Here is a 14189-nt window from a genome sequence, read left to right on the forward strand (position 1 = left end):
ACCGGGACGGTGAAGCTGCCGGAAGGCACCGAGATGGTGATGCCGGGCGACAACCTGAAGTTCACCGTCGAGCTGATCGCCCCGATCGCGATGGAAGAGAAGCTCCGCTTCGCCATCCGCGAAGGCGGCCGCACCGTCGGCGCCGGCGTGGTCTCCAAGATCCTCAAGTGATCTGAGATCATCGAACCCGAAAAGGCCGCCTCCGGGCGGCCTTTTTCATGTCGGGAAGGCCCCGGCGGGCAGGGCATCGGATATGCGTGCCCTTCCGCCATATCCCCGGACAAGGGAGCAGCGCCGAATCCCCCACGATCCGCGAGAGTGCAGGGGCTGCTCGACGGGAATGTGCGGATCAGCGACCGGCGCGAAGGGCCGGAATGCCCTCAAACGAAGAAGATGCCCGCGATGGCGAGCGCCACCAGCGAGAGCCCAGCCGCCCAGCAGAACGGCTTCCTGTTCACGACGGGCGACGAGATATGACACTTTCCGCATCGGCTGGCGCCGAACCGGATCGGGTGTCCGCAACGTTCGCAGTAGAACAGTCTCAGGGGCATATATTGATTCCATAAGTGTGTGTGAAAAACAGGCACTCATGAAGGACATGCACAAAGAATAAGGCAATTTTTTGAGAGCGGAAAGCATTCCTGTCACATTCGGCCAAACTCCGCCGGGTGATCTGCGCCAGGGAGATGGGACGCAGGGTCAGCCATGATCCTGTGCGTTAAGGGGAGTGACATAAAACCCCAGACAACCACCCGGGTGGCCGCTCAGGGGAACCGGGCATGGTTTTTCCGGTTGTCCCTTCATGGCCGAGGGGACTTTCGCCGATGGGCGGAAAATCTGTCACTACGGCTAATATTAATGATCAATGAATCATGATATAATTCGAGCCTGTATGTAAGATTCTCTGTTGATTGGATCTTGCAGGGTTGTGAGTGATTTTGTTCTCCCCCCGTTTATAAGCTCTCCCGAACATGAGGATCATTCATGAAACTTCGTTTTGCGGCCTCCGTCGCCGGCTTTGCGCTGCTCGCCTCCTCCCTTACCGCCAGCGCCGCGTCCATCATCCTTGGTGATTTCAACGTCGAACAATACGTGGAGGCCAACCCCCGCCAGGGTCAGGTTTCCAGCTCCGAGGTCTATTCGCCCTCCGCCGTGAAGGTGGGTGGCTATCGCAGCCTCAGCGTCACGAATGCGAACGGCCGTACGGGCGGAACCTCCCTGGAGTCCGCAGACGGCTATCTTGACTTCAGCAACTCGGCGCGGACGTCGGGCACCGGAACGGTGCTTTGGGACGGGATCGGCTCGACCGGGCTTGGCGGGGTCGATCTCACCGATGGCGGGACCAACAATGCGCTGTTTCTCGATGTCATTTTTGCCGATGCGAATCTGACGCTCAGCTTCAGCGTGACGGACACGGCGGGTTTCACCTCGACCATTTCAAAGACCGTCGCGGAATCCCTTCTGGAACCGACGAGCCTGTCGTTCCTGTTTTCCGACTTCAGCGGATCTGCGAACTTCAGTAGCCTGAACTCGATCTCGCTGATCCTGACCGGGACCACGCAGGGCCTCGATGCCTCGATCGATACCGTTTATGCGGCGTCGACCCTTCCGGCCGTGCCCCTTCCGGCGGCGGGCTGGCTGATGGTTGGTGGTTTGGCCGCGCTTGGCGTCATGAAACGTCGCAAGAGCTGACCCCCACATCTGCAACGGAAATCCCCCGCAGGAAGGCTCCTTGCGGGGGATTTCTTATATTCTGATGGTTGTCCTGCGAAGAACGCTCATGCGTGCAAGGGGTCAGAACGCCCCTGGATGATCGGATATTGAAATCGGAAAAACTCAACGATTTCAATGGCAGGGGCAGAGGGACTCGAACCCGCGACCCTCGGTTTTGGAGACCGATGCTCTACCAACTGAGCTATACCCCTGCGGTGCCGCCTGATTATGGTTTTCGCAAACGGGCGTCAAGCGTCTATGCGCGGCCGGCGGGCGAATCTTTGATGAATTTCCGCCCCGGACGGGCGCATGAGTCCCCGAAAAGCCGCCATTCCTCCGCCAGATCGCCGCGAAATGCCCGGATATTGGCGCGGGCACCCGACTTCTCCCCAGATTTTGTGGTTCTCCCACGAGTTATCCACGAAATTGCGCTTTACAGACGGTCGAAGCGTCCCCACGATATGGTGTAGAAGAACCGCAGACACCCCAGATATCTGGTTCAGGACGAACTCTGGGGGCGTGCCGCGGCACATGATACGGAACAGGGAGCTTGGGACATGGCGCTGATCGAGGACTACTTCTCCTCCGACGACATCCATCCGATCGACATGGTGGAAACGCTGGCCGAGGCCCATCAGTGGGATTTCGACCGGGTTACCGACGACCAGATCGCGATGATGGTCGAGGGCCAGTGGCGGACCTATTCCCTGACGCTCGCCTGGTCGGATCATGACGAAACGCTGCGGCTGATCTCGACCTTCGAGATCGATCCGCCGGCGGGCCGGGAACCGGCGCTTTACGACCTGCTCAACCGGATCAACGATCAGTGCTGGACCGGCGCCTTCACCTGGTGGCGGGAACAGAAGCTGATGGTCTGGCGGCACGGGCTGGTGCTTGCGGGCGGGCAGATGGCCAGCGCGGCGCAGGTCGACCGGATGATCGCCAATGCGGTTTCCGCCTCGGAACGCTTCTATCCGGCGATGCAGATGGCCTGCTGGGGCGACCAGACGCCTGAGGATGCGATGAAGGTCGCCATTGCAGAGGCCTATGGTCGCGCCTAACCTGTCTTCCCGGAACGGGAGACTTTCATGGATTTCAACGATATCGAAAGCCGCGGCCTGATCCTTCTGGGCGGCGGCAAGATGGGATCGGCGCTGCTGGCCGGCTGGCTGGGGCAGGGGCTGTCGCCGCGCGCGGTGCATGTGGTGACGCCGCATCCCTCGGACTGGCTTGTCTCGACGGGGGTGTCGCTGGCGGGGGACCTGCCCGATGACCCGGCGGTCGTGCTGATCGCCGTCAAGCCGCAGAAGATGGCCGAAGCATTGCCGCAGCTGGCGCGATTCGGGGGCGGGCGGACGCTGTTCGTTTCGGTTGCGGCGGGGCGGACGCTGGCGAGCTATGAGGCGATTCTGGGCGCGGGCACGCCGGTCGTGCGGGCGATGCCCAACACGCCCTCGGCCATCGGGCAGGGAATCACGGCGATCATCGGCAATGCCGCGGCGGGGGCCGTGGATCTGGCGCTGGCCGAGGGGCTTTTGCGCGCGGTGGGCGATGTGGTGCGTCTGGACGCCGAGGATCAGATGGATGCGGTGACCGCCGTTTCCGGATCGGGCCCGGCCTATGTTTTCCACCTGATCGAGACGTTGGCCGCCGCCGGTGAGGCCGAGGGGCTGCCCCCAGATCTCGCGCTGCGGCTGGCCAAGGCGACCGTGGCCGGGGCAGGGGCACTGGCGCTGCAATCCGGTGAAAGCCCGGCGCAGTTGCGGGTGAATGTCACCTCGCCCGGCGGCACGACGGCCGCGGCGCTGAATGTGCTGATGGATGAAAAGGCGGGCTTCCCCGCGCTGTTGCAACGGGCGGTGAAAGCCGCCGCCGACCGGGGACGGGAACTGGGCAAATGACGATAAGCTACGACGATTTCCAGAAGGTCGACATCCGCGTGGGCCGGATCGTGCAGGCCGACCCCTTCCCGCAGGCGCGCAAGCCGGCCTACAAGCTGACGATCGACTTCGGCCCCGAAATCGGCACGAAAAGATCCTCGGCCCAGATCACGAAACACTATGCGCCCGAGGCGCTGATCGGGCGGCAGGTGCTGGCGGTGGTGAACTTTCCGCCGCGCCAGATCGGCCCATTCATGTCCGAGGTCCTGACCCTCGGCCTGCCGGATGCCGAGGGCGAGGTTGTGCTGGTCGCTCCGGGGCAGGAGGTCCCGGACGGGGGGAGGCTGTTTTGATGAAACTTCTGGTAAGCCGGGCGCTGACGCCCCGGGTGGAAAAGCGTCTGGCGGAGGAATTCGACACCACATTCCGCAATGGCGCGACGCCGCTGAGTGAAAACGAGGCGCGCGCGGCGCTGGCGGAGTATGACGCGCTGTTGGTGACGCTGGGGGACAGGCTGACCGCTGCGGCCTTCGCCGGCGCGCCCAAGGCGCGGATCGTGGCCAATTTCGGCGTGGGCTATAACCATATCGACGTGGCGGCGGCGCGGGCGCAGGGGATCGCGGTCACCAACACGCCCGGCGCGGTGACGGATGCGACGGCGGATATCGCGCTGACGCTGATCCTGATGAGCGCGCGGCGCGCGGCGGAGGGGGATCGGTTCGTGCGGACGGGCGCCTGGACCGGCTGGACGCCGACGCAGTTCCTCGGTCAGCATGTGACGGGCAAGACGGTCGGCATCGTCGGGCTTGGCCGGATCGGCAAGGCGATCGCGCGGCGCTGCCATTTCGGTTTCGACATGCGGGTGCTGTTCCACAACCGCTCGACAGTGGCGGAACCGGGGCTGCCGGCGGAGCAGGTGCCGCTCGACGATCTGTTGGCCAAGGCGGATTTCGTGGTGATCGCGGTGCCCGCCTCGCCCGCGACGCATCACCTGATCGGCGCGGATCAGATCGTGCGGATGCAGCCGCATGCGCATCTGGTCAATATCGCGCGGGGCGACATCGTCGATGAAACCGCGCTGATCGCCGCGCTGCAGGCAGGGCAGATCGCGGGCGCCGGGCTCGACGTCTATGAGCACGAACCCGCGGTGCCCGAGGCTCTGCGCGCGTTGGACAACGTCACGCTGTTGCCGCATCTGGGCACGGCGGCGGAAGAGGTGCGCGATGCGATGGGGCTGATGGCGCTCGACAATCTCATCGCGGCACGCGACGGCAAGCCGGTGCCGAACGCGGTCTAGCCTTCCATCGCCGCGCGCCAGTGACGGCGGCAGAGCGAGACATAGGTTTCGTTGCCGCCGATCTGCACCTGCGCGCCCTCGCGCAAAGGCAGCCCGTCGGGGCCGAGCCGCACCACCATCGTCGCCTTGCGCCCGCAATGGCAGATGGTGCGGACCTCGCGCATTTCATCGGCCAGCGCCAGCAGCGCGGCGGAACCGGGGAACAGCTCGCCGCGAAAATCGACGCGCAGGCCGTAGCACATCACCGGCACATGCAGGTCATCGACCGCGCGGGCGAGCTGCCAGACCTGATCGCGCGACAGGAACTGCGCCTCGTCGATGAAGACGCAGGCGCAGGGGCCTTCGTCCAGCCGCGCGGCGATCATCCTGAACATGTCGGTGGTCACGTCGAAACAGGCGGCTTCGGCGGCGATGCCGATGCGGCTGGCGATCCGCCCCGTTCCCGCGCGCTGATCGAATCCGGCGGTGACCAGAAAGGTCCGCATCCCGCGTTCGATATAGTTGTGCGAGGCCTGAAGCAGGATCGTGCTCTTGCCCGCGTTCATCGTCGAATAATGGAAATAGAGCTTGGCCATGCCGTCTCCTAACGCGGAGCCCGGCCAGCGGCAAGAAGGCGCGCCCCCGATGGGGGCGCGCCGGAAATCAGGCGTTCGCCGGGGCGCGCGAACGGCGCGGCGCATTGCTGCCGCCCGGCTTCTTCGCGGCGGGACGGTTGCCCTTGGGCGCGCCCTGCGACTTCGGCGCCGGGCCGCGACGGACGGAGCGGTTGCCGCGCGGCGCGGGCTTCGACGCCGGGGTCCCGGCATGGGGTTCGCCGCCGATCACCGGGATCTTGGCGTTCATCGTCTTTTCGATGGCCTTCAGATCGTCCATCTCCGCCGGGGCGCAGAAGGCGACGGCACGGCCCTTGCGGCCGGCCCGCGCCGTCCGGCCGATGCGGTGGACGTAGTTTTCCGGCACGTTCGGCAGGTCGTAGTTGTAGACATGCGCGACCTCGGGGATATCCAGCCCGCGCGCGGCCACATCGGTCGCGACCAGCACCTGCACCTTGCCGGCGCGGAACTCGGCCAGCGCACGTTCCCGCTGGTTCTGCGACTTGTTGCCGTGGATCGCGGTGACCGAAAAGCCCCAGTTGTCCAGAAGCTTCGTCAGCTTGTCCGATCCATGCTTGGTGCGGTTGAAGACCACCGCCAGCTCGCCCGGATGCTTGCCCAGATATTCCGCCAGCAGCGCGGCCTTGTCGCCCTGATTGGTGAAATGCACCCATTGCTCGATCTTGTCGGCGACCTTGCCGGGGGGCGCGACCTGCACCCGGACCGGATCGGTCAGGTAGCTTTGGGCGAGTTCCTCCATCAGCTTCGGCATGGTGGCGGAAAACAGCATCGTCTGCCGGTCCGCCGGGATCAGCCGGGCGATGCGGCGCAGCGCATGGATGAAGCCGATGTCGAGCATCTGGTCCGCTTCGTCGAGCACAAGGTATTTCGTTTCCGACAGCACCAGCGCCCGACGCTCCAAAAGGTCGAGCAGGCGGCCCGGCGTCGCGATCAGCACATCGGTGCCCTTGGACAGCTTTTCGGTCTGCACGTTGATCGAGGCACCGCCCACGACGCGCTGGATCCGCACCGGCGCGCCGGTCGCGAAAGAGGTGAGGTTGTCAAAGATCTGGTTCGCCAGTTCCCGCGTCGGCGCCAGAACCAGCGCGCGCACGGTTTTCGGCGCCGGACGCTTGCCATAGGCGATGATGCGGGTCAGCATCGGCAGGCCGAAGGCCGCCGTCTTGCCGGTGCCGGTCTGCGCAAGGCCCAGCAGGTCGCGGCCACGCACGATCTGGGGAATGCCCTGCGCCTGGATCGGCGTCGGTTTCGTCAGGCCAAGGCCCGCAAGATTCTGCAAGAGGATCGGCGCAAGGCCGAGGTTGTCGAAGTTTTCCAAAGTAATGTCTTTCCTGGCGCCGAAAGGCGCGCAAACAGGGCCGGACCATCGGTCCGGCGAGGCGGGCGGGTGCGGAGAATTCTCCGCTGCCCCCCCGCGTGATGACAGGGCCGGGATATCCACTCCTTGCGCCGGGATTGCCCGGCCGGGCAACTGGACGCGCGCTGCTCACGCGGCAGCGGATTGCGGACCGGCTACATGTGGCGCAGCGCGGACCCAAAGTCAAGCATAACCGGAATCGGGCCGGATCGGCCTCACGCCCTGTCGGCGGTATCCATCCAGATCGTGACGGGGCCGTCGTTCAGCAGGCTCACCGCCATGTCGGCGCCGAATTCGCCGTTTTCGACCGGCAGGCCCAGATCGCGCAGCGCCTGCGAGAAGTGCAGATACAGCCGCTCGCCCGTTTCCGGCGCGGCGGCGGTGGAAAAGCCCGGACGGTTCCCGGTCGAGGTATCGGCGGCCAGCGTGAACTGGCTGACGACAAGGCAGGCCCCGCCGATATCAAGGACGGAGCGGTTCATCTTGCCCGCCTCATCGCGGAAGATCCGGCATTTCGCCACACGCGCGGCCAGCTTTTCGGCCTGCGTTTCGGTATCGTCCCGCATCGCGCAGACAAGGACCAGAAGACCGGGGCCGATCTCGCCGGTGACACGCCCGTCCACCTCGACTTTCGCGTGGCGGACGCGCTGCAACAGCGCCCTCATGCCAGCGCCTCGAGCTCCTCCGCCCAGGGAGGATTCGCCCCGGCGCGGGACACGGTGATCGAGGCCGCGGCGATGCCGAGCCGCAGGCAGGATTGCAGCAGCGCGGGGTCCGCCCCGGCAACCCCGGCCTTGTCCAGCATCCCCGCCCGCGCCAGCGCCGCCAGCACGCCCGCGTTGAACGTATCCCCGGCCCCCACCGTATCGACGACGGCGACCAGCTGCGCCGGGCAATAGACCCGGTCGGTCGCGGTGAAGGCATGGGCGCCCTTCGCCCCCTCGGTAATGAGCACGAGCTTCGGCCCGCTTGCCAGAATGCCCCGGACCAGCGTGTCGATATCCCCCGGCCCGCAGAGCCAGCGCAGATCCTCGTCCGACAGCTTCACGATATCCGAGGCGGCGATCATCCGCCCGATCCGGGCGCGATAGGTCGCCTCGTCGCGGATGAAGCCGGGGCGGATGTTCGGGTCGATCATCGTCAGGCGGTGCGGCGCCTCGCGCAGCAGCAGCGCCTCATAGGCCTCGGCGCAGGGCTCGACCGCCAGCGAGATCCCGCCAAAGAACATCGCGCGGATGCCCTCGGGCAGGTCGGGCAGCATTTCGGGGCGCAGCATCCGGCCCGCGGTATTCTCGTCGTAAAAGGCATAGCTCGCCTGTCCGCCCCGCAGCGTGACGAAGGCCAGCGTCGTCGGCCGTTCACAGCGGACGGAAAATTCGGTGCTGACGTTGGATTCGGTCAGCGCGGCGACCAGCGCATCGCCGAACAGGTCGGTCGAAATCCCGCACAGAAAGCCCGCCTCGCAGCCAAGCCGGCCAAGCGCGATCGCCGTGTTGAACACGGCACCGCCCGGATAGGGTGCAAAGGCCGCCTCGCCCGACACGCTTTCGCGCGGCAGCATGTCGATCAGCGCTTCACCGTTACACAGGATCATGGGGGCTCTCCGTTGCTCTCGGGCTCCGTTGCTTTCGGGGAACAGCACTACCGGCAGGGGCGGGACGGTGCAATCCCTTGCGGGCCGTCAACGGAAAGCACCGCTTTCATTGAGGTAATATAGCACACCCGCGACCAGCGCCGCCGCCGCGACCGCCGCCGCGATCTTCCACGGCGACCATGGCCGGTCGCCCTGCACCCGCCCGGTCTGGGCGTTGACGACGAACGTATAGGCCCGCCCCTGAAAGCGGTAGGCCGCGGTCCAGATCGGCAGCAGCACATGCTTGAACGTCTCGGCCGAGAATTCCGGATCCATATGGGTGATCTGCTGCGCATCGCCGCCGATGTCGCGGCGCACGTCGGACTGGATGACGCGGATCATTTCCGCCTGCGCGAGGTGGTGGCCCTCGCCCAGATCGACGGTATAGCCCTCGGCGTTGAAGCCTGCGAGGTAGCCCGGGCTGTAGACCGTCATCCCCGACAGGTCCCAGGGTTGCAGCCCGTTGACATGCGCGGGCGACAGCGTCCGCGCCGCATAGACCAGCACATCGTCGAAGGCGCGGCTCACGCGGCCGGAAACCGGCGTCCAGCGGATGCGCTGCACCTGTTCGGTGCGGATCTGCGGGCGGCCGTCGACCATCACCCGCACCTGCCGGGTTTCATAGTAGATCGTGCCGCGCTGCCCCGCGTAGCGGGTGCGGGTTTCCGCGTCGAAGGTCCAGAACGGCGCATAGACCCCGTTCATCCGCCGCCCCTTGCGGGCATATTGCGCAAGGCCCGAGGGGGCGAACCACAGGCTGCCGAGCCAGCGGCTCAGCGACGCGCGGGCGTCTTCCTCGCTCAGCTGAAAGGGCACCACGCCTTGCGGCTTGATCTGCCGCCGCGTGCCGGTGTCGGTGACCACGGGCGTGGCGCAGAACGGACATTCGGTGGCATGGGCGCCGCCCGACAGTTCGAACGAGGCGCCGCAGTTCGGGCACGAAAGGGTGCGGTTTTCCTCGAACTCGCCTTCGGGCAGGCGCGCCGACAGCCCCTGTTCCAGCGGCAGTTCCCGCAGCTGCGCCGCGCCTCGGCCGGTGGCGCGGGGGATGTCCTGCACATGGCCGCAATGGTCGCAGACAAGACGTTCCTGCCCCGGGGCGAATCGCAGATCCGCCCCGCAGGACTCGCAGGGGTAATGGAATTCGGCCCGGGTCCGGTCGACCCCGGATCTGGCGACGGTCGGCACCATGATCCGGCCTCAGGGATCGGTCTTCCCGGTCCCTGAGGCGGCGGGCGGCGGCGGCGGTGGCGCCACGGTGAACAGTTGCGCGAGGTCGGCGATCTCCTCGGCGTGTTTCCAGCCATCCTGACCCGGCGCCCAGACCCAGGAATCGCGGGCGAGGTGCCGTCGGCGGCCTGCCGGCCAAGGCTCGCCTTGCTGAACGGGCCGGTCGTCTGGCCATTCACCGCGACATGCCCGACCTTCTCGACGGCGGGTTGGGGCGGCGGGGGGGGGGGGGCCCCCCCCCCCCCGCCCCCCCCCCCCCCCCGCCCCACGGCGCCTGGCGAGAGCCAGGCGCAACCCCTCCCTGCGCAGACGCCGGAACATTGCCCCACGGCCCCCAGCCCGGCTGTTGCTGCTGGCCCATCTGCTGCGCGGCCATCTGATTGCCCATCGCCAGCCCCATGCCGGCCCCGATCGCGGCGCCCATGCCCTGTCCGGCGGCCGATCCCGGCTGGCCCATCGCCTCGGCGGCATTGTATTGCATGTAGCTGTGCAGATCGCCCACGATCCCCATCGAGGTGCGCTTGTCCAGCACCGCCTCCACTGCCTCGGGCAGCGAGATGTTCTCGATGTAGAATTCCGGGATCGACAGGCCGTAATTCGCCACCACCGGCCCGATCGCCCCGGTGATCAGCTTGCCCAGATCCGCCGTGTTCGCCGCCATGTCCAGCACCGGGATCGGCGAGCCCGCCACCACGCGCGAGAATTCCTGCACGATCACGTTGCGGATCTGATAGCTGATCTCGTCCGAGGTGAACTCGCCATCCGTGCCGACGATCTCGGCCATGAACTTCGCCGGATCCGTGACCCGCATCGAATAGGTGCCGAAGGCGCGCAGCCGCACCATGCCGAATTCGCTGTCGCGGCAGATCACCGGGTTCTTCGTGCCCCATTTCAGGTCGTTGAACCGGGTGGTGTTGACGAAATAGACCTCGGACTTGAAGGGCGATTTGAAGCCGTGGTCCCAATGCTGCAAGGTCGTCAGCACGGGCATGTTGTTGGTTTCGAGCATGTAGAGCCCGGGGCCGAAGACATCGGCGATCTGGCCTTCATGGACGAAGACCGCCGCCTGTCCCTCGCGCACCGTCAGCTTGGCGCCGTATTTGATCGCATGGCCATAGCGCTCGAACCGCCAGACCATCGTGTCGCGGGTATCATCCGTCCATTCGATGACGTCGATGAATTCGCCGGTGAGGAAGTCGAGAATTCCCATCTGGTTCTCCTATGCGTCGGGCCCCATGATCTCGGAGGCGATGGTTTCCACGATCGGGCGCGCCTCTTCCTCGGTCATGCCGGGGCGCAGGCGCGGATCGTAAAGGATTTTCAGCAGCATTTCATCATGCCGCGTGAGGAGCGAGAATTCCTCGTCGTCGTTGAAGATCGAGGGCCGCGCCTTCGGGCTGTCGTTGGCAAGGCCAAGCCCCTGCGCCAGTTCCTCGTGAAAGCAGGACTGCCGCAGGTCGCGCGGATGTTCGCCGCGGATCACCGCGACGGCCCGGTCATAGCGCCACTCGCCGCTGCGCGAAAAGGCGAAGACGACGCAGAAGGTCGAAGGCGCCAGTTCGGTGATCGCGGACACGGTCGCCGGGCTGATGCCGGGCACCAGTTGCGTCAGCCGCGGGCCGATAGCGCGGCGCTCATCCTCGTTCACCACCAGCACGGTGAAATTGCCGCCCGAGCGCGTCACCGACACCGGATGGCCGCTCGCCCGCGCAAGCTGGCCGGCATAGGCCTTGACCATCGCCCGGTCCTCGGCCCGCTGCGCCAGCGGCACCGAGGCGCCGAATTCCAGCGACATGGTCACCGGCGCCTCCCACCGGCGCAGCCGGCTGGGCATGACGCGCGCGATCATGCCGCCCGCCCGGCTGTCGTATTCGTCATAGAGCGCGATGGCGATGAAATCGTTGACCAGTTGCCACTTGGCGAAAGAGGCGTCGCGCGGCGCCACGTCCTTGCGCATCAGACCACGCGCCTTCAGCGTGCTTTCGACCTGCGCGTAATAGGCCTGCATCGCGCGGCTCACCTCGGCGCGCGGGGCGACGGCGCCGTTTTCGCCAAGATCCCCCGGCGCCGGAGGCGGCAGGGGGGAAACCTCGGGCGCGCCTTCGGGGCGCGGCTGCTGCGCCCCCCGGTCGGGCAGGGAAACGCAGCCCGACAGCGCGGCCGAAACCATCGCCGCCGCGCCGCAGGTCCACAGGCTCCGGCCCCGGTTCTGAAGGCAGGGGAACAGGTCCCGGCGCCCCATGATCAGGCCGCACCACCGGGTTGCGCCGACCGCGCCGAGGCAAGCGTGTCGCGCAGCTTCGCCTCCATCTCGATCAGGTCCTTTTCCGCCGCGGCGCGCTTGCGCTTGCCCTCGTCGGCGATGCGCAGGCTGTCCTCGATCGTGCCGATCAGCTCGGCATTCGCGGCCTTCACCGCCTCGATGTCAAAGATGCCGCGTTCCATTTCCGTGCGCACCTTTTCATTCGCCTGCCGCAGGTTTTTCGCATTCGCCGTCAGCAGGTCGTTCGTCAGGTCGGACGCCTGCCGCACCGCCGTCGCCGCCTCGGACGAGCGCTGGATCGTCACCGCCTGCGCCAGCTGCGTTTCCCACAGGGGCACGGTGTTCACCAGCGTCGAATTGATCTTCGTCACCAGCGACTTGTCATTCTCCTGCACCAGCCGGATCGAGGGCAGGGACTGCATCGTCACCTGCCGCGTCAGCTTCAGGTCATGCACCCGCCGTTCCAGATCGTCGCGCGCCGCGCGCAGGTCGCGCAGTTCCTGCGCCCGCAGCACCTTGTCCTGATCCGGGGCTGCATTCACCTCGGCCTCCTTCGCCGGGATCACCGTGGCGTCGACCTCCTTCAGCTTTTCCTCCCCCGCCGCGATATAGAGCGCGAGTTCGTCGTAAAAGCCGAGCGTCTTGTCATAGAGCAGGTCGAGCGACTTGATGTCCTTCAGCAGGCGGTGTTCGTGGCCCAGGAGATCGTCGGTGATCTTGTCGATCTGGGTCTGCACTTCCTCGAACCGCGACAGGAACTTGGCGAAGGGCGCGGTGCGGCCCAAAAGCTTTTCCCACCACGACCGTTCCCGCCGCACGTCAAGCTCGGACACAGAAAAGCCGCGCAGGGTGGTGACGATCTGCCCGAGGCTGTCGCCCGCCGGGCCGACGTCCTTGTTCTTCACATCGGCCAGCATTTCCTGCGAGATGCTTTGCAGTTCATTCTGCGCCTTCGCGCCGAAATAGATCACCGATGAGGTGTTCGACAGGTCGATCTCATTCATCCGGGCGCGGATTTCCGCCGCGACCGGGGCAGGGGCTTCGGCCAGCGGCACGACCTCCTGCGCGGGGGTGGCAAGTGCCGTGTTGGCCACGGTTTCGATTTCGGCGACGGCCTGCTGGGCCTTGTCACGGATGGATTCGGTCATGTCTTCCCCCGTTCGCGGCGCGCCGGTCGCTGCCGGTCGCCCGCCGTTGCATTTTCCGCAGGTCACTGGCCGGCGGATGGTTCCTTGGTCGGGTCGGGCAGTTTCGGCGTCACCACGCCCTCGCGCGCCAGACGGTCGCGCAGGACGTCGATCTCGATCTCCAGCCCCTCGCGGCCGCCTGCGATCAGCGATTGCGTCCGGGCGGTGAAATTCCCTTCCAGATCGGTCAGCAGCGCCTCGTAATCCGAACGCGCCTTGGCATCCCGGGTCGCGGTCCAGAGATCGGCGAACTTCACCGTCGCGTCGCGCGCGCCCATCAGGTAGACGCCCATGTAGCGCCGGGCCGAGGCCAGATCGCCCGGATCCTCCTCGACCGCGCGGAACAGGTCCTGCGCGGTGGCGGCAAAGCGTTCGACCCGCGCCGACAGCAGCGGATCCTGCGCGCGCCGGATCGCGTCGCGCATCTCGGTCAGGTGTTTTTCGCCCTCGGCGACGGCGCGGGCGACGCGGTCCTGCTGGAACCCGTCGATGCCCTCCATCCCCTTGTCCTTCATCGGATCGGGGCCGAAGGCCGCGAGCGACAGCGCCGTCCCCACCGCGCCCACGACGATCGCACCCGCAAGCCCCATCTCGGGCGCCTGCGCGCCAAGCGCGAGCCCCGCGCCGAACACGACCGAGCCAAAGATCTTGCGCGGAATCGCCGGGCGGCGGGCGACCTTGCGCGCCATCCATGCCGCCTCGGCGCGCAGCCCCTCGCGCAGCAGCCACACGCCCCCGCCGATCAGGGCGAAGGCGCCGATGCCGCGCACAAGCGCCTCCGGCCCGCCGCCGAAGGCCTGCCCCAGAAAGGGGAGCGCCGCGACAAGCAGCCAGCCCGTGCGCCGCGCCAGCGGATGCGGCGGCGGCGCACCCACGGGAAGGGCGCGGCCGGGTGCGACGCCGGGATAGCCCTGCGGGGGCGGCCGGCCGTCCTGCGGGCTGTATTTGCCGCCGTAGCGCCGGGCCATCTCAGACCGTTCCCTTCAGCGCCAGCGAAAGGGTCAGGGCGAAGAGC

The 14189-nt window shown here is 66.6% G+C and carries 15 protein-coding genes, 1 tRNA gene and 1 pseudogene; 7 read left to right on the forward strand and 10 right to left on the reverse strand.

The features are described 5' to 3' along the window. From D2T30_RS15120 to D2T30_RS15125, 3 genes are all read left to right on the forward strand, one after another. On the forward strand, positions 1-171 hold a 171-nt coding region (locus tag D2T30_RS15120), incomplete at its 5' end, for an EF-Tu C-terminal domain-related protein (protein WP_455627603.1). A 147-nt stretch (positions 172-318) separates the two neighbouring features. Next, positions 319-477 carry a hypothetical protein gene (locus tag D2T30_RS23115; protein WP_164884319.1) on the forward strand — a complete coding sequence of 53 codons (159 nt, stop codon included), beginning with the start codon at positions 319-321 and terminating at the stop codon, positions 475-477. 507 nt (positions 478-984) lie between these two features. Further along, complete coding sequence (locus D2T30_RS15125) at positions 985-1692, forward strand: VPLPA-CTERM sorting domain-containing protein (protein ID WP_128185768.1); 708 nt, start codon at positions 985-987, stop codon at positions 1690-1692. Between the two features lie 157 nt (positions 1693-1849). Here the strand turns inward: D2T30_RS15125 and D2T30_RS15130 are convergent. Continuing rightward, a tRNA-Trp gene (locus D2T30_RS15130) sits at positions 1850-1925 on the reverse strand. A 345-nt stretch (positions 1926-2270) separates the two neighbouring features. Here D2T30_RS15130 and D2T30_RS15135 point away from each other — a divergent pair. The 4 genes from D2T30_RS15135 to D2T30_RS15150 are packed head-to-tail and all read left to right on the forward strand — an operon-like array spanning position 2271 to position 4890. Further along, positions 2271-2774: a type III secretion system chaperone family protein gene (locus D2T30_RS15135; RefSeq protein WP_128185766.1), complete on the forward strand. Its 504-nt coding sequence runs from the start codon at positions 2271-2273 to the stop codon at positions 2772-2774. Positions 2775-2801: 27 nt separating this feature from the next. Then, positions 2802-3614 carry a pyrroline-5-carboxylate reductase gene (gene proC, locus D2T30_RS15140; protein WP_128209572.1) on the forward strand — a complete coding sequence of 271 codons (813 nt, stop codon included), beginning with the start codon at positions 2802-2804 and terminating at the stop codon, positions 3612-3614. Next, complete coding sequence (locus tag D2T30_RS15145) at positions 3611-3946, forward strand: tRNA-binding protein (protein WP_128209573.1); 336 nt, start codon at positions 3611-3613, stop codon at positions 3944-3946. The genes proC and D2T30_RS15145 overlap by 4 nt, the downstream gene beginning before the upstream one ends. After that, positions 3946-4890, forward strand: a complete 945-nt coding sequence (locus D2T30_RS15150; RefSeq protein WP_128209574.1) for a 2-hydroxyacid dehydrogenase — start codon at positions 3946-3948, stop codon at positions 4888-4890. Before D2T30_RS15145 ends, D2T30_RS15150 begins: the two co-directional genes overlap by 1 nt. On the opposite strand, the gene D2T30_RS15155 is transcribed toward D2T30_RS15150, so the two are convergent. From D2T30_RS15155 to D2T30_RS15195, 9 genes and pseudogenes are all read right to left on the reverse strand, one after another. Then, positions 4887-5465 (reverse strand): thymidine kinase, encoded by a 579-nt coding sequence (locus D2T30_RS15155; protein ID WP_128209575.1) that lies wholly within the window; start codon positions 5463-5465, stop codon positions 4887-4889. The two genes, D2T30_RS15150 and D2T30_RS15155, sit on opposite strands and share 4 nt — an antisense overlap. Positions 5466-5532: 67 nt before the next feature. Further along, complete coding sequence (locus D2T30_RS15160; protein ID WP_128209576.1) at positions 5533-6822, reverse strand: DEAD/DEAH box helicase; 1290 nt, start codon at positions 6820-6822, stop codon at positions 5533-5535. Between the two features lie 254 nt (positions 6823-7076). Then, positions 7077-7526 (reverse strand): D-aminoacyl-tRNA deacylase, encoded by a 450-nt coding sequence (gene dtd / locus D2T30_RS15165; RefSeq protein WP_128209577.1) that lies wholly within the window; start codon positions 7524-7526, stop codon positions 7077-7079. Then, positions 7523-8455 carry a carbohydrate kinase family protein gene (locus D2T30_RS15170; protein WP_128209578.1) on the reverse strand — a complete coding sequence of 311 codons (933 nt, stop codon included), beginning with the start codon at positions 8453-8455 and terminating at the stop codon, positions 7523-7525. The genes dtd and D2T30_RS15170 overlap by 4 nt, the downstream gene beginning before the upstream one ends. A gap of 87 nt (positions 8456-8542) precedes the next feature. After that, complete coding sequence (locus D2T30_RS15175) at positions 8543-9685, reverse strand: TFIIB-type zinc ribbon-containing protein (RefSeq protein WP_128209579.1); 1143 nt, start codon at positions 9683-9685, stop codon at positions 8543-8545. A gap of 9 nt (positions 9686-9694) precedes the next feature. Further along, positions 9695-10934 (reverse strand): annotated as a pseudogene (locus tag D2T30_RS15180) (SPFH domain-containing protein). A 9-nt stretch (positions 10935-10943) separates the two neighbouring features. Further along, positions 10944-11966 carry a DUF2927 domain-containing protein gene (locus tag D2T30_RS15185; protein WP_241651302.1) on the reverse strand — a complete coding sequence of 341 codons (1023 nt, stop codon included), beginning with the start codon at positions 11964-11966 and terminating at the stop codon, positions 10944-10946. A 2-nt stretch (positions 11967-11968) separates the two neighbouring features. Then, on the reverse strand, positions 11969-13135 hold the full coding sequence (locus D2T30_RS15190; protein WP_128185748.1) for a toxic anion resistance protein: 1167 nt from the start codon (positions 13133-13135) through the stop codon (positions 11969-11971). Positions 13136-13197: 62 nt separating this feature from the next. After that, a complete protein-coding gene (locus tag D2T30_RS15195; RefSeq protein ID WP_128209581.1) occupies positions 13198-14142 on the reverse strand; it encodes a 5-bromo-4-chloroindolyl phosphate hydrolysis family protein in 945 nt (314 codons plus the stop codon). Positions 14143-14189 lie beyond the last annotated feature (47 nt).

Origin of the sequence: Paenirhodobacter populi (assembly GCF_004022215.1) — a bacterium.
Classification (GTDB): domain Bacteria; phylum Pseudomonadota; class Alphaproteobacteria; order Rhodobacterales; family Rhodobacteraceae; genus Rhodobacter; species Rhodobacter populi.